General features: G+C 71.6%; 16 protein-coding genes. 10 read left to right on the forward strand and 6 right to left on the reverse strand.

Annotated elements, in window-relative coordinates:
* Positions 1–614: 614 nt before the first annotated feature.
* From HII36_RS20675 to HII36_RS20690, 4 genes are all read right to left on the reverse strand, one after another.
* The gene (locus HII36_RS20675; protein WP_328807802.1) at positions 615–1,319 is read right to left on the reverse strand and encodes a DegV family protein; all 705 of its coding nucleotides are present in this window, start codon (positions 1,317–1,319) and stop codon (positions 615–617) included.
* Between the two features lie 1,162 nt (positions 1,320–2,481).
* Entirely contained in the window at positions 2,482–3,690 is a 1,209-nt protein-coding gene (hutI, locus tag HII36_RS20680; RefSeq protein WP_173524876.1) for an imidazolonepropionase, read from the reverse strand.
* A 426-nt stretch (positions 3,691–4,116) separates the two neighbouring features.
* Positions 4,117–5,529, reverse strand: coding sequence for a GTPase HflX (hflX, locus tag HII36_RS20685; protein ID WP_173524910.1), 1,413 nt, complete (start codon positions 5,527–5,529; stop codon positions 4,117–4,119).
* Between the two features lie 82 nt (positions 5,530–5,611).
* Complete coding sequence (locus HII36_RS20690; RefSeq protein WP_173524877.1) at positions 5,612–6,301, reverse strand: DUF4097 family beta strand repeat-containing protein; 690 nt, start codon at positions 6,299–6,301, stop codon at positions 5,612–5,614.
* A gap of 156 nt (positions 6,302–6,457) precedes the next feature.
* Here HII36_RS20690 and aceB point away from each other — a divergent pair, with 156 nt between their 5' ends.
* From aceB to HII36_RS58710, 5 genes are all read left to right on the forward strand, one after another.
* On the forward strand, positions 6,458–8,035 hold the full coding sequence (gene aceB / locus HII36_RS20695) for a malate synthase A (protein WP_173524878.1): 1,578 nt from the start codon (positions 6,458–6,460) through the stop codon (positions 8,033–8,035).
* 75 nt (positions 8,036–8,110) lie between these two features.
* Positions 8,111–9,550, forward strand: a complete 1,440-nt coding sequence (locus HII36_RS20700) for an FAD-linked oxidase C-terminal domain-containing protein (RefSeq protein WP_173524879.1) — start codon at positions 8,111–8,113, stop codon at positions 9,548–9,550.
* Between the two features lie 25 nt (positions 9,551–9,575).
* Complete coding sequence (locus HII36_RS20705; RefSeq protein ID WP_173524880.1) at positions 9,576–10,772, forward strand: FAD-binding oxidoreductase; 1,197 nt, start codon at positions 9,576–9,578, stop codon at positions 10,770–10,772.
* A 1-nt stretch (position 10,773) separates the two neighbouring features.
* Positions 10,774–11,976, forward strand: a complete 1,203-nt coding sequence (locus tag HII36_RS20710; protein ID WP_173524881.1) for a (Fe-S)-binding protein — start codon at positions 10,774–10,776, stop codon at positions 11,974–11,976.
* 28 nt (positions 11,977–12,004) lie between these two features.
* Positions 12,005–12,739: an IclR family transcriptional regulator gene (locus HII36_RS58710; protein WP_407940820.1), complete on the forward strand. Its 735-nt coding sequence runs from the start codon at positions 12,005–12,007 to the stop codon at positions 12,737–12,739.
* Here HII36_RS58710 and HII36_RS20720 read toward each other — a convergent pair.
* The gene (locus tag HII36_RS20720) at positions 12,736–13,503 is read right to left on the reverse strand and encodes a VOC family protein (RefSeq protein ID WP_173524883.1); all 768 of its coding nucleotides are present in this window, start codon (positions 13,501–13,503) and stop codon (positions 12,736–12,738) included. The genes HII36_RS58710 and HII36_RS20720 overlap by 4 nt on opposite strands.
* Positions 13,504–13,549: 46 nt before the next feature.
* Here HII36_RS20720 and HII36_RS20725 point away from each other — a divergent pair, with 46 nt between their 5' ends.
* From HII36_RS20725 to HII36_RS20735, 3 genes are read left to right on the forward strand one after another with little or no spacing between them, the layout of a single operon-like run.
* Positions 13,550–14,287 (forward strand): IclR family transcriptional regulator, encoded by a 738-nt coding sequence (locus tag HII36_RS20725; protein WP_173524884.1) that lies wholly within the window; start codon positions 13,550–13,552, stop codon positions 14,285–14,287.
* 3 nt (positions 14,288–14,290) lie between these two features.
* Positions 14,291–14,503 carry a DUF2277 domain-containing protein gene (locus HII36_RS20730; RefSeq protein WP_173524885.1) on the forward strand — a complete coding sequence of 71 codons (213 nt, stop codon included), beginning with the start codon at positions 14,291–14,293 and terminating at the stop codon, positions 14,501–14,503.
* 59 nt (positions 14,504–14,562) lie between these two features.
* The gene (locus HII36_RS20735) at positions 14,563–16,476 is read left to right on the forward strand and encodes a hypothetical protein (protein WP_173524886.1); all 1,914 of its coding nucleotides are present in this window, start codon (positions 14,563–14,565) and stop codon (positions 16,474–16,476) included.
* Positions 16,477–16,513: 37 nt separating this feature from the next.
* Here HII36_RS20735 and HII36_RS20740 read toward each other — a convergent pair whose 3' ends face one another.
* The gene (locus tag HII36_RS20740; RefSeq protein WP_173524887.1) at positions 16,514–16,975 is read right to left on the reverse strand and encodes a hypothetical protein; all 462 of its coding nucleotides are present in this window, start codon (positions 16,973–16,975) and stop codon (positions 16,514–16,516) included.
* Positions 16,976–17,068: 93 nt separating this feature from the next.
* Here HII36_RS20740 and HII36_RS20745 point away from each other — a divergent pair, with 93 nt between their 5' ends.
* Both HII36_RS20745 and HII36_RS20750 read left to right on the forward strand, forming a co-directional pair.
* Positions 17,069–17,746: a response regulator transcription factor gene (locus tag HII36_RS20745; RefSeq protein WP_173524888.1), complete on the forward strand. Its 678-nt coding sequence runs from the start codon at positions 17,069–17,071 to the stop codon at positions 17,744–17,746.
* Between the two features lie 77 nt (positions 17,747–17,823).
* Positions 17,824–19,053 (forward strand): sensor histidine kinase, encoded by a 1,230-nt coding sequence (locus HII36_RS20750; RefSeq protein WP_173524889.1) that lies wholly within the window; start codon positions 17,824–17,826, stop codon positions 19,051–19,053.
* Positions 19,054–19,084: the final 31 nt, after the last annotated feature.

The following is a 19,084-nucleotide window of genomic DNA, read 5'->3' on the forward strand; positions in this document are numbered from 1 at the left end:
GGCGGGACTTGTGCGTGGGCGCGAGGATCGACCGCAGCCGGGATTCGGCTATGGCTTGCTCCACGGTTGGGGGTTGGGCGCGCACGTGGAGAACCTAAGTGTTCGGGGCGCGCCGCTCTGGCTTCGAACGGGGTTCTGGGGATAAGTCGGCGGCGGGTTCGAGTGGTTGTGGACGGCGGTGTTGGATTGGCTGAGTGCTCGCAATTGCGGGGTCTGGCTGACTGTCGCTGATGAGTCAGCCGTTGCCGCTGATGAGCCGCCCGCTGCTGCTGACGAGTCACCGGCTCCTCACACGCCTCCTGCTGCAGGGCCTCCTGGTAAAGGGCCTCCCGGTGAAGGGCCTCCTAGGGAAAGGCTTCTCGCTGCGGGCCTCTGCATGAAGAGCTTCCGATTGAAGCGCTTCCAGTTGCTGGGCCTGTCGTCTGTGGCGGCTACCGGCTTTCATCGGTGAAGCTCAAGCGGCCGGTTTCGCTTTGCTGCCGGGCGCCTCGCCGCTGGGCCTCCCCCTCCGCCCGGTCTTTCCCGCTGGCTGCCGCTTCTGTTGGTCGCAGGGGTTCCTGGGGACGGAGGCCGGTGTTGCTCGGGCGGTGTGGGGTTCTGAGCGAGTGCGGTCCTTACGTGGACGCGGGGGTGACGGTCAGGCCGAGGAGGCCGGGGCCGACGTGGACGCCGATCACCGTGCCCATCTCCACCACTCGCAGTTCCACCAGGCCGGGCAACCGTTTGGGGAGGCGTTCGGCCAGGGCTTCTGCTCGTTCCCGTGCGGCGAGGTGTTGCACAGCGACCTCCACCGGGCCGTCGCCTGCCGCCGCGACGGCCAGGTCTTCGAGACGGGCGATGGCGCGGGCGGACGTACGGACCTTCTCCAGCAGGGTGATGCGGCCGTCGGTGAGGTGCAGCAGGGGTTTGATCATGAGGGCCGAGCCGAGCAAGGAGGCGGCCGTGCCGATGCGGCCGCTGCGGCGCAGGTATTCGAGGGTGTCGACGTAGAAGAACGTCCGGGTGGCGGCGGCTTGGCGGCGGGCCGTCCTGGCGACCGACTCCAGCGTGCCGCCTGCCGCGGCCTCCCTGGCGGCGGCCAGTACGGGGTAGCCGAGGCCCATGGCGATCGAACGGCTGTCGATGACCTCCACCGGGATGGGGGCGTCCTTGGCGGCCAGCATCGCGGACTCGACTGTGCCGGACAGTTCGCCTGATAGGTGGATCGAGACCACTCCTGTGGCGCCGGCCTCGGCGAGTGCGGCGTAGCAGGCGGCGAAGCGGGACGGTGACGGGCGGGACGTGGTGGCGGCGGACAAGTCCCCTACGATGCCGCTCACACTCCCACGACGCTCCTCGTGACCATCCCTACGGCCTTCCCCGTGGCCTTCCCCGCGAACTTCCCCATGATCCTCTCTCTGGGCTTCCCTCTGAGCTTCCCTGCGGCCTTCCTCAGGCCCGCTCCCAGGCCAGTTCCCGGGCCCGTTCCCAGGTCCCTTCAGGGGGCCTCTCTCCAAATGGCCCACAGAATCGCCTGCCGAGGGCCCTGTGGTCATGTCCGCAGCGGCTGCCGTGTCCATGGCTGAAGAGGCTGTGGAGGCTGTGGAGGCGGAAGTGCAGGTGTGGGGGCGACCGTCATCACCTCGGGGGTGGCCGTCAGCTTGGGACCCGCTCTCGGCATGAGGGTAGCCGCCGCTTTCGGGGTCGTCCTCGGCGTGGGGGTAGCCGCCGGTCTGGGAGCGACCCTCCCTACGAAGCCCGCCCTCAGCATGGGAGCGACCACCGGTGTGGGGACCGCCCTCGGCGTGGGAACCGTCCGCGGCGTGCGGGTAACCGACAGTTTGGGGACCCATGGCGTGGGAGCCACCCCCGGCTTGGGGCTGGTCGCCGGCTTGGGCGTGACCCTCCGTTCGCTGGCCACCCTCAGCACGGGAACCGCCCTCAGCATGGGAACTGCCATCGGCACGGGAACTGCCATCGGCACGGGAGCGACCACCGGTGTTGGGGCCACCCTGGGCATGGGCACCGCCCTCGGCGTGCGAGCGGCCCTCTACGTGCGGGTGGCCGTCGGTGTGCGAACGACCATCGGTGTGGGGGCCGCTCTCGGCGTGAAGGCCGCCCTCCACGCGGGCACCGCCGTCCACACGGGCACCGCCGTCGGCACGCGCATCGCGGTCCGCACGCAACCGGCCGCTAGCGGGGAGGCCTTCCGGGTGCTCGGCCTCGGCGTGAACGTGGCCGTGCGCGCGGAAACGACCGCCCGCATCGGGACGAACGTCCCCCGCCACGGACACACTCTCCCAGCCCAAAGCGTCCTCGTCGTACGACTCGCCATCGGACAGCACCTGTACCGGCACCACCACGACCCCCGGCACAGCAGGCAGGTAAGCGGTCGAATCCGTGACGATGAACACCGAAGGCGGCATACTCCGAGATTAGCCACTCGACGGGATCAGCCACCCGGCGAGATCAGCTACCCGGCCGATCGCCCAGCGAGCCCGGCTACTGCACCGGCGTCCCGCCCCGCCACACCCGGCGCGGCTTCAGTCCGAACGACCACGCGAACGCGCCTTCGTGGTCGGCGTCCCACTGGACGATGTCCGCCAGCCGCCCCGGCGCCAGCACGCCGCGGTCCGGCGCGCCCAGCACGGTGGCCCCGCCCAGCGTCGCGGCGCGCAGCGCGTCGTTGACGCTGATGCCGAAGGCCGACACCGCCATCGCGATGACCAGCGACATCGACGTGATGCCGCAGTATCCGGGGTTGTGGTCGCTGCCGAGCGCGATCTGCACGCCGTGCTTGATCATCTGGCGGACCGGCGGCAGGTGGCCGCGCTGGAGCGCCGTCGCGGGGCAGACCACGGCGGGCACCCCGTACCTGGACATGATCGCGATGTCCTCGTCGGACATGTGGTGCAGGCCGTCGGCGGAGGCGCAGCCGAGTTCGGCGGCGAGTTGGACGGCGCCGCGGCGGCTGTACTGGCCGGCGTGGATGCGCGGCAGCAGTCCGACGTTGCGGCCGGAGGCGAGGACCCAGCGGGATTCCTCGGTGGTGAAGTGGCCCTCGTCGCAGTAGACGTCGACGCTGTCGGCCCCGGCGGCGGCCGCGTCGGCGCACCAGGCGCCCACGGCCTCGACGTATTCGCGCTGACGGCCGAAGTATTCCGGCGGGACGACGTGCGCCGCGAGGAAGGTGACGTGCACCCGCGGCATCATCGGCTCCTTCTCCAGCTCGCGCAGGAGCCGGACGTCGGCCAGTTCGCCGTCGCGGGTCAGGTGGTAGCCGGTCTTGGCCTCGACCGTGGTGGTGCCGCTGAGCAGCCAGCCGCGCAGGCGTTCGCGCACGCCGTTGCACAGGGTCCACGGGTCGGTGCCGCGGGTCACGGTGACGGTGGAGCCCACGCCGCCGCCGGCCGCGGTAATGGACGCCGCGCTGGAGCCGCCGGTGCGGATGGCGAGCTCGGCGTAGCGGTTGCCGGCGTAGACCGGGTGGGTGTGCGCGTCGATGAGCCCGGGCGTTACGAGCGCGCCGCCGAGGTTCTCGACGTGGTCGACGTCCACGATGTCGTCGACGACGCCGGGCACGCTCTGCGGCAGGTCGGGCGCGCGCCCGACCCAGGCGATGCGGTCGTTGTGCACCAGGATGGCCGCGTTGCTCAGGACTTCGTTGCCGGTCCAGAGCCGGCCGATGTTGGTCAGCAGCCGAACGGTCACGGCATCACCGCCCCGCGCGGACGCGGCACCCAGCGCACGGCCTGGGCCGCGCCCACTGAGTCCGCTCCGGGTCCGGACGACATGGGGGGTCTCCTGCTCTCATCCGCGAAAAGCTGTGCGGTGACCGTATCGCCGGAAGCCATGATCCGGCGATTTCAGTTCAGTTACGTTATTTCACAGGTGGGCTTGCTGTACAGGGTTATTCGGAAGAAAGACCACTCATCCCAACCGTCACCCAGCCCCACCTTGTCACCACTGCCCCCGCTGTCGATGTGTTGTGCAGCAGGCATCATCCGTACCAAAGAAGCTAGAACACCCAAGACCAGCCCAATATCAGGTCTGGTCTAGACAATCCTATCAACCCACAGGTTCTGGGACCACTGCGGCATTTGGGCAGCTCTGACATCAGAGCTGCCCAAAAAGGGACTAAAAGACCCTTTCGACCGGCTTACCCACCCGCTCAAGTTCCTGGAACAGGCTGGGCAGCACGCGGGCGTGCAGGATCGTGCCGTCCTCGACGTGCTCGACCGCGAGCACCTCGCCCTCCTTGTGGGCCCGGGAGATCAGGTCGCCCCGCTGGTACGGCACCAGGAGCAGCACCTCGTGGTCGAGCCTGGGCAGCTCGCGCTCGATCAGCGCCATCAGCTCGGGGACGCCCTTGCCGGTGCGCGCGGAGACCACGATGCTGTCGCGCTCGCGGCGCATGATCCGGTCGAGCACCTCCTGGTCGGCGGCGTCGGCCTTGTTGATCACGACGATCTCGCGGACGTCGGACGCGCCCTCGATGTCGGCGAACACCTCGCGCACGGCGGCCAGCTGGCCCTCCGGGTCGGGGTGCGAGCCGTCGACCACGTGCAGGATCAGGTCGGCGTCGGCGACCTCCTCCAGCGTGGAGCGGAACGCCTCGACGAGCTGGTGCGGCAGGTGGCGCACGAAGCCGACGGTGTCGGCGATCGTGAAGAGCCTGCCTTCCGGCGTGCGCGCCCGGCGCACGGTCGGGTCGAGGGTGGCGAACAGCGCGTCCTCGACCAGCACGCCCGCACCGGTGATGCGGTTGAGCAGCGAGGACTTGCCGGCGTTGGTGTAACCGGCGATCGCCACGGCGGGCACCTCGCGGCTCTGGCGCCGCTGGCGCATGGTGTCGCGCGAGGTGGACATGCCGGCGATCTGGCGGCGCAGCTTGGACATGCGCTCGCGGATGCGGCGCCGGTCGAGCTCGATCTTGGTCTCACCCGGGCCACGGCCGCCGATGCCCACGCCGCCCGCGGCGCGGCCGCCGACCTGCCTGGACAGGTTGCCACCCCAGCCGCGCAGGCGCGGCAGCAGGTACTGCAACTGGGCCAGCTCGACCTGGGCCTTGCCCTCGCGGCTCTTGGCGTGCTGGGCGAAGATGTCGAGGATCAGCGCGGTGCGGTCGATGACCTTCACCTTGACGATGTCTTCGAGCTGGCGGAGCTGACCCGGGGTCAGCTCGCCGTCGCAGATCACCGTGTCGGCGCCGGTCGACTCGACCACGTCACGCAGCTCAAGGGCCTTGCCCGAGCCGATGTAGGTGGCCGGGTCGGGCTTCTGGCGACGCTGGACGAGCCCTTCGAGCACCTCGGAACCCGCGGTCTCGGCCAGCAGCTTCAGCTCCAGCAGCGAGTTGTCCGCGTCTTCCACGGTGCCTGAGGTCCAGACGCCGACCAAGACGACCCGCTCGAGCCGCAGCTTCCGGTATTCGACCTCGGAGACATCCTGGAGTTCGGTGGAGAGGCCCGCCACGCGGCGCAGCGCCTGGCGCTCCTCGAGGTCCATGTCGCCGTTCTCGAACTCGTCGAGCGCGGTGTATTCGTGCATTCGTGTCATCTCTATGAGGGAACGTCTGGACACCTCGGTGTCTTCCCACATCGTGGCAGACATCCCCGAGGTAATCACCCGGTTATCCGGCCAACACGCTGACGTCGCCGGACCCCGACCGAAGCGTCATCGCGCGCGGCGCACCAGGGTCGTTCTTGACGTCGACCTTGGTGTCGCCCGAGCCCAGGTCGGTCCGCACGTTGTAGCCCTCGTTGGGCACGCGCAGCGTGATGTCGCCCGAGCCGGTCTCGACCTCGACGCTCTCCGGCGCCGAGGCGTACTTCAGCTCCAGGTTGCCAGAACCGCTCTCGGCCAGGAACTTCTTGCCCGCCAGCCCGTTGCCGTCGATCTCCCCCGAGCCCACGTTGACCTCGAGGTCACCGCTCAGCGACCGGAGCGTGAGGTCGCCCGAGCCGGAGTCCAGTTTGACGCGCAGCCCCTTGGGCACCTCGATCACGTAGTTCACGCCACAGTTGCCCCAGCTGCTCGGGCACTTGTAGCTGACCACCAGCGTGTCGCCCTCGACCCGGTGCTCGGCCTCGGGCTTGTCGTCGTTCCAGTAGAGGTTCTCGGTGACCTTGATCTCGGTGGTCCCCGTCTCGGTGATCTCGACGTCACCCGCGCCGGTCTCGACGCGCAGCGTGGCCACCTTCTCCTTGACCGCGTACGAGACGTTGTCGTGGTTGGTGGGACCGCCGATGGCGGAGATGCCGCAGCCCGTGAGCAGAGCCGCGGAAGCCAGGAAGCCGCCCGCGATCAGAGTCTTCTTCATGCCTGCCATCCTCGCGCGATCCCGGCCGCCCGGCATCCGGGATCACCCCGACCCGACCCAGGGCCGACCCCCTGACCTTTGACCGGGATCCCCCTATGAAGTAGCTTCACTTCCATCATTCAGAACTCGTTTTCCATATAGCGGAAAGGGGCCATCGTGGAGATCACCGGCCCGATGCTCGACCGGTTCGACGAGATCCTCACGCCGCAGGCGCTCGACTTCGTCGCGACGCTGCAGCGGGAGTTCGGCGCCAGACGGCTGGAGCTGCTCGACGCCCGTCAGGCGCGGCAGGCGGAGCTGTCGGCGGGCGGCATGCTCGACTTCCTGCCGGAGACCAAGGAGGTCAGGGAGTCCGACTGGCAGGTCGCGCCCCCCGCGCCCGGCCTGGAGGACCGCCGCGTCGAGATCACCGGCCCGGTCGACCGCAAGATGACCATCAACGCGCTCAACTCCGGCGCCAAGGTGTGGCTGGCCGACTTCGAGGACGCCAACTCCCCGCTCTGGGAGAACTGCGTCGCCGGCCACGTCAACCTGCGTGACGCGCTCGACCGGACGATCGACTTCGAGTCCGGCGGCAAGACGTACGCGCTCAGGCCGGACGCCGAGCTGGCCACGATCGTGGTGCGGCCGCGCGGCTGGCACCTGGACGAGAAGCACGCCCAAGTCGACGGGCGGCCGGTGGCGGCCTCCCTGTTCGACTTCGGCCTCTACTTCTTCCACTGCGCCAAGCGGCAGATCGACAAGGGCAAGGGGCCGTACTTCTACCTGCCCAAGATGGAGTCGCACCTGGAGGCGCGGCTCTGGAACGAGGTGTTCACGCGCGCCCAGGACCTGCTCGGCATCCCCCGGGGGACGATCAGGGCGACCGTGCTGATCGAGACGTACCCGGCGGCGTTCGAGATGGAGGAGATCCTCCACGAACTGCGCGACCACTCGGCGGGGCTGAACGCCGGCCGCTGGGACTACCTGTTCAGCGTGATCAAGAAGTTCCGCACCAGGGGCCGCGAGTTCCTGCTGCCCGAGCGCAACGCGGTCACGATGACCGCGCCGTTCATGCGGGCCTACACCGAGCTGCTGGTGCGCACCTGTCACAAGCGCGGCGCGCACGCGATCGGCGGGATGGCGGCGTTCATCCCCTCGCGGCGCGACGCCGAGGTGAACGCGGTGGCGCTGGAGAAGGTGCGGGCGGACAAGACGCGCGAGTCCGGCGACGGGTTCGACGGCTCGTGGGTGGCACACCCCGACCTGGTGCCGGTCTGCCGCGAGGTGTTCGACGGCGTGCTCGGCTCGCGCCCGAACCAGCTCGACCGGCTGCGCGAGGACGTCGCCGTCTCGGCCGCCGACCTGCTGGCCGTCTCACAGACCCCGGGCGACATCACCGAGGCGGGGCTGCGCAACAACGTGGACGTGGCGCTGCGCTACCTGGCCGCCTGGATGGGCGGGCTGGGCGCGGTCGCGATCCACAACCTCATGGAGGACGCCGCCACGGCCGAGATCTCCCGTTCGCAGATCTGGCAGTGGATACACAACGACATCACCCTGGCCGACACCGGGCAGACCGTGACGAAGGAACTGGTCGAGCGGATCATCGGCGAGGAACTGGCCAAACTCGCCGCCGAGCCCGGCTACGACGAGGCCCTGTACGCCCAGGCCACGGCCCTGTTCAAGCAGGTGGCCCTGGACGACGACTTCGCCGAGTTCCTGACCCTGCCGGCGTACGAGCAGATGCCCTGACCGTACCGGTATAACCAGAGATGACCGGCCCCACCCCGGGGCCGGTCACGGGACGGCGATCGCGCGGGAGGCACCATGCTCGACACGCTGACGGCGGCGCTGCGCACCCTGCTGCCCGCCGACTCGGTGATCACCGATCCGGTGCGCCTGCGTACCTACGAGTGCGACGGCCTGACCAACCACCGGGCCACCCCGGGCGTGGTGGTGCTGCCGGAGACCGCCGAGCAGATCGCCAGGATCGTCCGGGTCTGCAATGACTTCGGGGTGCCCTTCGTGGCCCGCGGCTCGGGCACCGGGCTGTCGGGCGGCGCGCTGCCGCACGAGGACGGCGTCCTCATCGTCACCTCCAGGATGCGCCGGATCCTGGAGATCGACCTGCCCAACCGGCGCGCGGTCGTCGAGCCCGGCGTGACCAACCTGGCCATCACCGAGGCCGTGCGCGACCAGGGCTACTACTACGCCCCCGACCCCTCCAGCCAGCAGATCTGCTCGATCGGCGGCAACGTGGCGGAGAACTCGGGCGGCGCGCACTGCCTCAAGTACGGCTTCACCGTCAATCATGTCGAGGCGTGCGAGATCGTCACGCCGGAGGGCGACCTGGTCACGCTCGACCGGATGGACCCCGGCTACGACCTGCTCGGCGCGTTCGTCGGCGCGGAGGGCACGCTCGGCATCGCCACCAGGATCACCGTCCGGCTCAGCCGCGCGCCGCAGGCCGTCACCACGGTGCTGGCCGCGTTCGAGAGCATCGAGCAGGGCGGCAAGGCGGTCTCGGCGATCATCGGCGCGGGCATCGTGCCCGCCGCGATCGAGATGATGGACGCGCTGTCCATCGAGGCCGCCGAGGCGGCCGTGGCCTGCTCCTACCCGCGCGGGGCCGGCGCGGTGCTGATCGTGGAGCTCGACGGGCCCGAGCCCGAGGTGGCCGGGCAGTTCGAGCAGCTCAGGGAGATCTGCTCGGCGGCGTTCGAGCTGCGGGTGGCCGCAGGCGCCGAGGAGCGGGCGGCGATCTGGAAGGGCCGCAAGTCGGCGTTCGCGGCGGTCGGGCGCATCAGCCCGGCCTACATCGTCCAGGACGGGGTGGTGCCCAGGACGTCGCTGCCCGCGGTGCTGGCCGCCATCGACCGGCTGTCGGCCGAGCACGGCATCAGGGTGGCCAACGTCTTCCACGCCGGAGACGGGAACCTGCATCCGCTGGTGCTGTTCGACGACGCCGAGCCTGGCGCGGCCGAGCGGGCGGAGACGGTCTCCGGCGCGATCCTGGACCTGTGCATCGAGCACGGCGGCTCGATCACGGGCGAGCACGGGGTTGGGGTGGATAAATCCCGATATATGCCCAAAATGTTTACGGACGATGACCTGGACACGATGCAGCTCGTCCGGTGCGCGTTCGATCCGCGCGGCCTGTCGAACCCGGGCAAGGTGTTCCCCACGCCCCGGCTGTGCGGCGAGGTCCCCGGGGTACGCAAAGGCGTGCATCCGCTGGTCGAGTCGGGAAAGGCGGAACAGTTCTGATGTCGGGGAAGGCGGAACAGTTCTGATGCCCGACGAGGCGCTCTCGCGCACGGGTGTGACCCTCAGGCGGGCCGGCGCCGACGACGCGGTGGCCGGCGTTCGGCCGCGCTGGGTGGCGCTCCCCGAGTCCGTCGAGGAGATCGCCGCCGTCCTGCGTGCCTGCGCCGAGCACGACCTCGCGGTGGTCCCCGCCGGCGGCGGCACCAAGCTGCACTGGGGACACCCGCCCGAGCGGTGCGACGTGCTGCTCGACCTGTGCTGCATGAACGAGATCCTGGAACACGCCGCGGGCGACCTCGTGGTGCGGGTGCAGGCCGGGGTGACGATGTCCGCGCTGGCCGAGACCCTGGCGGGCGAGGGCCAGGAGCTGGCGCTGGACGTGCCGTTCACCGAGCACACGACGGTCGGCGGCACGCTGGCGACCGCGACGGACGGCCCGCGCGCGTTCCGCCACGGCGGCGCCCGCGACCTGCTCATCGGCATCACGGTCGTGCTGCCCGACGGCACGATCGCCAGGTCGGGCGGCAAGGTGGTCAAGAACGTCGCCGGCTACGACCTGGGCAAGCTGTTCACCGGCTCGTACGGCACGCTCGGCGTGATCGCCGAGGCCACGTTCCGCCTGCACCCGCTGCCTGCCGACCGCCGCTGGTTGGTCGCCGAAACCAGGGCGGCCGAGCTGTCCGACGACCTGCTCGGCGCGCTGGCCGCCGCTCAGGCCGAGCCGGCCGCGGTCGAGATCGACTGCCTGGACGGCCGCCAGGCGACGCTGGCCGTGCTGGTGGAGGGCGCGGCGGCCGAGCAGCGCGCGCTGGCCCTGCGCGACGTGCTCGGCCGGGGCACGCTGACCACCGAACCGCCCGAGTGGTGGGGCCTGGTCCTCAACGACGACCTGCTGATCGAGCTGCGCTTCCCGCCCGCGTGCGCCGGCCGGGTGCTGGCCGAGGTCGCCGGCACCGGCTTCTCGCCGCGCGGCTCGTCCGCGCGCGGCCGCTTCCGCCTGGAGCTGTGGGGCGACATCGAGCCCGGCGCGCTGAACGCCGCGGTCGCCGGGCTGCGCGAACGGCTCGAACCGCTGGGCGGCCGGGTGGTCGTGCTCGCCACGCCGCACGACGACGTCGACCGGTGGGGGCAGGTGAGCGCCCTGCCGCTGATGCGGCGGGTCAAGGAACGGTTCGACCCGGGGCGCAGGATGTCTCCCGGCCGGTTCACGGGAGGCATCTGAAGTGGACCCGAAACTGATCAACGACTGCGTGCACTGCGGGTTCTGCCTGCCCACCTGCCCCACGTACGTGTTGTGGGGCGAGGAGATGGACTCGCCGCGCGGCCGGATCCACCTGATGCGACAGCACGTCGAGGGCACTCCGGTGACCCCGGAGATGGCCGGGCACTTCGACGCCTGCCTGGGCTGCATGGCCTGCGTCACGGCCTGCCCTTCCGGGGTGAAGTACGACCGGCTGATCGAGCTGACCAGGGCCGAGGTGGAACGCACGCACGTGCGCGACCCGCAGGAGCGTGCCGTGCGCGGCCTGGTGTTCGGCCTGTTCCCCTACCCGCGCAGGCTCAGGCTGCTGCGCCCGGGGATGGGGCTGGCCGGGCGGCTGGCGCCGTTCCTGGCGCGGGCGCATCCGAGCCTCGGGGCGATGGCCGCGCTCGCGCCCCGGGTGACGCGCCGCCAGCGGCTGCCCCGGCTGGTGCGGGCCAGGGGTGAGCGCCGCGCGGTGGTGGGGATGCTCACCGGCTGCGTGCAGGGCGAGTTCTTCCCGCAGGTCAACGCGGCCACCGCGCGGGTGCTCGCGCTGGAGGGCTGCGACGTGCTCATCCCGCCGGGCCAGGGGTGCTGCGGCGCGCTCAGCGTCCATTCCGGACGTACCGACCAGGCGAAACGGCTCGCCAGGCGGACGATCAGGGCGTTCGAGCGGGCCGGAGTCGACACGGTCGTGGTCAACGCGGCCGGGTGCGGATCGTCCATGAAGGAATACCGCGACCTGCTCGGCGCCGAGCCCGGGTTCCGGGTCGCCGACCTGTCGGAGTTCCTGGCCGAGCTGGGACCCGTGGCCGAGCGGCATCCGCTGCCGCTGACCGTCGCCTACCACGACGCCTGCCACCTGGCCCACGCGCAGGGCGTCCGGGCGCAGCCGCGCGAGCTGCTGTCGGCCATCCCGGAGCTGGAGCTGCGCGAGGTTCCCGAGTCGGCGATCTGCTGCGGCTCGGCGGGCACGTACAACATCTTCCAGCCCGAGGCGGCCCGCGACCTGGGCGACAGGAAGGCCAAAGCCGTCGGCTCGACCGGCGCGCAGCTGCTGGTGTCGGCCAACCCCGGCTGCACCATGCAGATCGCGGCCGCGATGCGCAGAGGCGGGGCGGACATCAAGGTGGCGCACACGGCCGAGGTGCTGGACGCCTCGCTGCGCGGGGTGCGCCTGTGAACGGGGAATCGGGGGTGTGCGCGTGAGCGTGCAGTCGGTCGAGCGAGCGCTCGACGTGCTCGAGGCGCTGGCCGAGCACGGCGGCGAGGCCGGGCTGTCGGAGATCGCGGCCAGGACCGGGCTGCCGTACGGGACCATTCACCGGCTGTTGCAGACCCTGCTGTCACGCGGGTACGTGCGCCAGGAGTCGGACCGGCGCTACGCGCTGGGCGGCGGCCTGGTCCGGCTGGGCGGCATCGCCGAGAGCATGGTCGCGGTGTGGGCGCAGCCGTACCTGTCGAGGATGGTGGAGCTGTCGGGCGAGACCGCGAACCTGGCCGTGCTCGAAGGCGACTTCATCGTCTACGTGGCGCAGGTGCCCTCGCCGCGCAGGCTGCGCATGTTCGCCGAGGTCGGCAGGCGGGTGCTGCCGCACAGCACGGCCGTGGGCAAGGTGGTGCTGGCCTGGCGGCCGGCCGCCGAGGCGGTCACGGTCTTCGAGCGTACGGGCATGCCGCGGCGCACGCCGAACACCATCACCGACGTCGCCGCCATGCGCACCGAGCTCGACCTGGTCAGGTCTCGCGGCTACGCGATGGACCTGGGCGAGGAGGAGCTGGGCGTGCACTGCCTGGCGGTGCCGGTGTGGGACGGAGACCGGGTGATCGCGGCCATGTCGGTGTCGGGCCCGGCCGAGCGCATCGACGCGCTGGACCGCGACGAACTGGCCGAGGGCATGCGGAAGATCGCGCTCGACTTCGGCGCCGAACTCAGCCCGCCCTAGGCGTGTTCGGGACCCGCGGGCTGGCGCAGGGTGAGGAAGCCGCCGGTCGGGTCGTTGACGACGGCCAGCCGGCCGTGCGGCGTGTCGAACGCGGGCACCGGGACCGCCCCGCCCAGCTCGGCCACCTTGGCCGTGGCGGCGGCGAGGTCGGCCACGTCGAAGTAGATCATCCAGTGCGGCGGCACGCCCGCCCAGTGCTCGTCCATGAGCAGCCGCCCGGACACGGCCCGGCCGCCGGCGGAGTAGACCGCGTAGTCGATGCCGCCGGGCACCTGCTCGTGCTCGTAGGAGAAGAGCGCGGTGTAGAAGGCGTCGGCGGCCGAGCCGTCGGGCACGTTGACCTCGGCCCAGCTCATCGCGCCCGGCTCGGCCAGCGCGCCGGCCCCGGCGAACGCGCCGGGCTGCAACAGCGCGAACGTGGCCCCGGCCGGGTCGGCGACCAGCGCGTAGCCCTCAGCGTGGCCCTCGACCGTGCCTTGGACCGGGCCTTCGAGCGGCTTGCCGCCCCCGGCCTCGACCCTGGCCAGCGCGGCGGTGAGGTCGGCGGTGGCCAGATGGACCGTCCAGGCCGCGCGGTCGGCGGCCGGATCAGGGGTGATGGCGGCCACCGGGCGGCCGCCCAGCAGGCACATCGCCCAGCCGCCCCGGTCGCGGCACTCCCAGCCGAACAGCCCGGCGTAGAAGCGCTCGGCGGCGCCGGCGTCTCGGGTGAGCAGCTGCGCCCAGCAGGGCGCGCCATCGGGATGACCGATTGTCTCTGCCATGGAATCGAGGCTCTCACAGCCCGCCGACAGATTATCCTGTTGCGCTATGAGCAACAGCTCGGTTCAGTCCGTCGATCGGGCCATCGCGATCCTGGAGATCCTGGCCCGTGAGGGCGCGACGCGGGTGACGGACCTCGCGATCGAGCTCGACGTGCACAAGTCCACCGCGTTCCGGCTGCTGGCCGCGCTGGAGCAGGGCGGCCTGGTGGAGCAGAGCGGCGACCGGGGGCGCTACCGGCTCGGGTTCGGCGTCGTACGCCTGGCCGGGGCCGCCACCGCCCAGCTCGACCTGTCGCGCGAGAGCCGGCCGGTGTGCCTGCGCCTGGCCGAGTCCATCGGCGAGACCGTCAACATCGCGGTGCCCCAGGACGGCGACGCGGTGAACGTCAGCCAGGTCCGCGGACCGGCCGCGATCAGCGGGCACAACTGGGTCGGCCAGCGCACCCCCTCGCACGCCACCTCCAGCGGCAAGGTGCTGCTGGCCTTCGGCGCGCTGCTGCTGGCGGCCGAACTGGAACGCTACACCCCGCGTACGATCACCTCGGCCGCCGCGCTCGGGCTGGAGGAGATCAGGCAGCGCGGCTGGGCCGTCACCGTGGAGGAGCTGGAGGTCGGGCTGAACGCGGTGGCCGCGCCGATCCGGGGCGGCGACGGGGCCGTGGTGGCCGCCGTGAGCGCGTCGGGGCCGTCGTACCGGCTGACGCCCGAGCGGCTGCCCGAGGTGGGCGCGTTGCTCGCCGAGGGCGCGCGGGAGATAAGCCAGCGAATCGGCTATTACCGTTGAGGCATGTGCAGGAGCATCAAGACACTTCGCCCGCCGTACACCGAGGACGTCACGGAAGAGGACGTCCGCGCCGCGGCTCTGCAGTACGTCAGGAAGATCTCCGGATTCCGCGCGCCCGCCGCGCACAACGCCGAGGCGTTCGACCGGGCCGTTGAGACAATCACCAAGGCCTCCGAGGAACTGCTCGCGGCGCTGCAGGTGCGCGGGAGCCGTTGACATGGCGGGTCGTCGGGAGAAGTCTCCCGGGTAGGACGACGATTCCCCAGGGAGCTGCCATGATCAGCGGGCTGTACCAGGGACAGGACGGCGACTCGCGGCTGGAGCTCAGGGTCGACGTCGACGGCACCCGTCCGACCGGGCGGGTCAGCGGTGACCTGTTCACCGTGGCCGGCGCGACGACCTCGTACGCCGGCTCGTTCGTGGTCGGCTCCCCCACCGTCCAGGCCGAGGGCGAGCAGGCGCGCATCGAGGGCCGGGGCGTCTTCACGTTCGCCACCCCGGCCAAGGACGTCGGCATCACGATCACCGGCGGGTCGGGGCGGGCCGAGGTGGCCGGGCGGACGTACGAGGTGGCGTTCGCCTCGCCGTTCTTCCGCAGCGTGCTGCTCGAACAGGACTCGGTGCTGGGGACCGTGCCGTTCGTCTCGTACGACACGGGCACCCTGCCCGGGCCGACCGGCTCGCCGGCGCGCCCGCTGGACGTGGCGGCGGCGTGGGCCGAGGCGGGCGTCGAGCTGACCGTGGCCGAGCCGGGCGTGATCCCGGTCGACGGCTCGGGCGCCGACCTGGCCTGGGACGACGCCGAGCTGCACCACGCGATGACCCAGCAGTTCAGCAGGTTCGGCGACGCCGTGGCGTGGCGGGTGTGGCTGCTGGTCGCCGACAAGCACGTGGGCGGCTACCGGGGCATCATGTTCGACTACAACGACGGCCACCAGCGGCAGGGCGCGGCCGTGTTCTACGACGCGATCAAGGGCGACTCGCCGCAGGCGCAGCGGGCCCAGTTACGCACGTACGTGCACGAACTCGGGCACGCGTTCAACCTGCTGCACTCCTGGCAGAAGAACCTGGCCAGGCCGCCGCAGCCGCTCGGGCCGCACGGCGGGTTCGGCGACCTGTCGTGGATGAACTACGTGCAGAACTACCAGCCGGGCGGCGAGCCCGGCTACTGGGCGGCGTTCCCGTTCCAGTTCACCGAGGCCGAGCTGGTGCACCTGCGCCACGGCTTCTACCGCGACGTGGCGATGGGCGCCAACGCGTTCGGCACCGGGGCGGCCGAGATCGAGCCGTTCGAGCAGCCCGTCGAGGACCACTCCGGGCTGCGGCTGGAGCTGCGGGCCAAGGAGTCGTTCGCGTTCGGCGAGCCGGTGGTGGTCGAGCTGCGGCTGTCGTGCGCGGGCGAGCCGCGCGTGGCGCACGGCCACCTGCATCCCGACACCGAGTTCACCCAGGTGTGCATCACCCGTCCAGGCGGCGGGACCGTGCTGTACCGGCCGATGATCAGGCACTGCGTCGACACCGCGACGTCGGTGCGGCTCGACGCGGGCAACCCGGCCATGTACCGCAGCGCCTACATCGGGCACGGCCGCGACGGTCACTACTTCCAGCAGCCCGGCGACTATCACGTGCGCGCCCAGTACGTGGCCGCCGACGGCTCGCGCATCGTCTCGCCCGACTGCCTGATCAGGGTCGGCTACCCGGTAACCGGCGACGACCACCGGGTCGCCGAGCTGATGCTGGGCGAGGACCAGGGCAAGCTGTTCTCGCTGCTCGGCTCGGACTCGCCGGTGCTGCGCGCGGGCAACGCGGCGCTCGACGAGCTGATCGACAGGTACGGCACGCACCCGCTGACCACGTACGCCCGCATGGTCAAGGGGCTCAACGCCGAACGCGAGTTCAAGGCGCTGACGCCGGGCAGCCGGCTGCGGGTCAGGCCGCCCGACCCCAAGCAGGGCATCGAGCAGCTCACGGCGGTGGCCCGCGAGGCCCGCATCGACAACATCACGCTGAACCTGGTGATGCGCCGCCTGGCCAGGGCCGAGGCCAGGCAGGGCGAGTTGGGACGGGCGAACGCGGTGCTCGACGAGATGGTGGCCGTGTTCGAGTCGAAGGGACTGAACCCGATCGTGCTCGCCCAGATCAGGCGGCAGGCCGAGCTGACCAAGGCGGCACTGAGCGCGGAGGCGTGACGGCGCGTGCTGAGCGCGGAGGCGTGACAGCGCGCGGTCAGGTTCTGCGGGCGACCGGGCGGCCCGACACGCAGGTGATCCTCAGCTCCACGTCGTCGCCCTCGTCCGGTTCGAACTCGACCTTGGCCGTGGTGGCCGGGCCGGGCTCGACGCCGTCCACCGAGTAGCCCTGCGCCGGGCTCCACGAGCGGAGGGTGACGAGATCGCCCGCGCAGGTGGCCACCACGGTGCCGCCGGCGCTGCGCAGCAACCGGCCCGCCGCCGACGGCTCCGCACTCGGCCCGTCGGTGGGAGTGGCGGTGGCAGTGGCAGTGGGCGTGGGAGTGGCGGTAACGGTGACGGTCGCCGTCGCCGACGCCAGGGCGGCGCGGGCCTCCGGCTGGCTGATCACCCGCTGGGACGTGCCGCTCAGCCCGGTGCCGAGCAGGCCGAGCACCGCCACTCCCGCGCCGGTGGCGGCGATGGCGGTGACGGCCCAGGCCAGCACGAGTCGCTTCACCGCTCCAGCTTCCCCCACGCCGGGCTAAGACCGGGTTAAGACGACGATAAGGCGGCCCGCCGCGGCCCCCGCGCCGGGCTACGGTTTGGGGTAATGGCTGACATCCTGCTCATCGAGGACGACGTGGCGATCCGCATGGCCCTGACCAGGGGTCTGCGGGAGCTCGGCCATGCCGTCTCCTCCTCCCCCACGGCCATGGACGGGTTGCGGCTCGCCGTCCAGGATCGTCCTGACCTGATCGTGCTCGACCTGGGGCTGCCCGACCTCGACGGCGCGGAGCTGCTGCGGATGTTGCGCGCGGTGAGCCGTATCCCGGTGATCGTGGCGACCGCCCGCGACGGCGACGCCGAGATGGTGCCGGTGCTGGACGCGGGGGCCGACGACTACGTGGTCAAGCCGTACAGCGCGGCGCAGCTCGACGCCAGGATCAGGGCGGTGCTGCGCAGGACGGGCGGCGCCGCGCCGGAGCCGTTGCAGGTGGGGGCGCTGCGGGTGGATCCGCGCGCCCGCACGGCCACGCTCGACGGCGCGCCGCTGGACCTGACGCCGCGCGAGTTCGACGTGTTGCACTACCTGGCCGCGCGTCCCGGCGAGGTCGTCACCAAGCGCGAGCTGCTGACGGAGGTGTGGCAGCTCCCCTACGGCGGCGCCGACAAGACGGTGGACGTGCACCTGTCGTGGCTGCGCAGGAAGCTCGGCGAGACCGCGGCGGAACCGCGCTACCTGCACACCGTGCGCGGCGTCGGGGTCAAACTGACGGAGCCCGCGTGACCAGGGCGGCGACGTGAGACGGTGTTCGGCGCTGCTGGGGGCGACGTGAGACGGTGGCCGACGCCGCTGGGGGCGGCGTGAGACGGTGGCTGGCGCTGCTGGTGGCGGCGACGACCTCGCTGGTGCTGATCGCGCTGCTGGTGCCGATGGCGCTGCTGATCCGCGCCGTGGCCGAGAACGGCGCGATGAGCCGGGCCACCGCGGCGGCCGAGTCCGTGGCCGTGTCGCCCGATCCGGCGCTGGCCGCGCAGCAGGCGTCGGGTCCCGTGACGGTCTTCCTGCCCGGCGGGCAGACCGTGGGCGTGCCGGCCCGGCGTTCCGACGCGGTGCGGCTGGCCGCAACGGGCCGCAGCGTCACGGCCGAGGTCGAGGGCGGCAGGGAGGTCCTGATGTCGGCGCAGTCGCCGCAGGGCACGGCCGTGGTCAGGGTGTTCGTGAGCGAGGCGGAGCTGACGCGCGGCGTGGGCGCGGCCTGGCTGGCGCTGCTGCTGCTCGGGCTGGCGCTGGTGGTGCTGGGCATCGTGCTGGCCGACCGGCTGGCGCTGGCCGTCACCCGGCCGGTGGACGGGCTGGCCAAGGTCTCGCACCGGCTGGCCGGCGGCGACCTGGCGGCCAGGGCCGAGCCAGGCGGTCCGCCCGAGGTCCGTTCCGTGGCGCTCGCGCTCAACCATCTGGCCGGGCGCATCGGCGACCTGCTCGCGGCCGAGCGCGAGTCTGCGGCCGATCTCTCGCACCGCCTGCGTACGCCGCTGACCGGCCTGCGCCTGGACGCCGAGTCGCTGCGTGACCCCGAGGAGGCCGCCAGGCTGGGTGCCAGGGTGGACGACCTGGAACGCGCGGTCAGCGCCGTCATCACCGAGGCCCGCCGCCGCACGGCCGAGCGCGGCGCCTGCGACGCGACCGAGGTGGTGCGTGACCGGATCCGCTTCTGGTCGGTACTGGCCGAGGACCAGGGCAGGCAGGTCGAGGTCGCCCTGCCCGACGGCCCGCTGCCGGTGCGGGTGAGCGCCGCGGACCTGGCCGCCTGTGTCGACGCCCTGCTCGGCAACGTCTTCGCGCACACCCCGGAGGGGGTGGCCATGTCCGTACGTCTCGCGTCTCACCCGGACGGCGCCCTGCTGACGGTCGCCGACTCCGGGCCCGGGTTCGACCCCTCGTTGCTCGACCGGGGCACCAGCGGGGCCGGCTCGACCGGTCTCGGGCTCGACATCGCCAGGCGCACGGCCGAGTCCACCGGCGGACGGCTGTCCGTCGCCGCGCCGCCGGGCGGCGGGGCACGCGTTGACGTGGTGTTAACTGCTCCTTAGCGTGCGATTACCATCATTCGCGGTTTCTTTG

The organism is Nonomuraea antri, from assembly GCF_013283785.1.
Lineage (GTDB): Bacteria > Actinomycetota > Actinomycetes > Streptosporangiales > Streptosporangiaceae > Nonomuraea > Nonomuraea antri.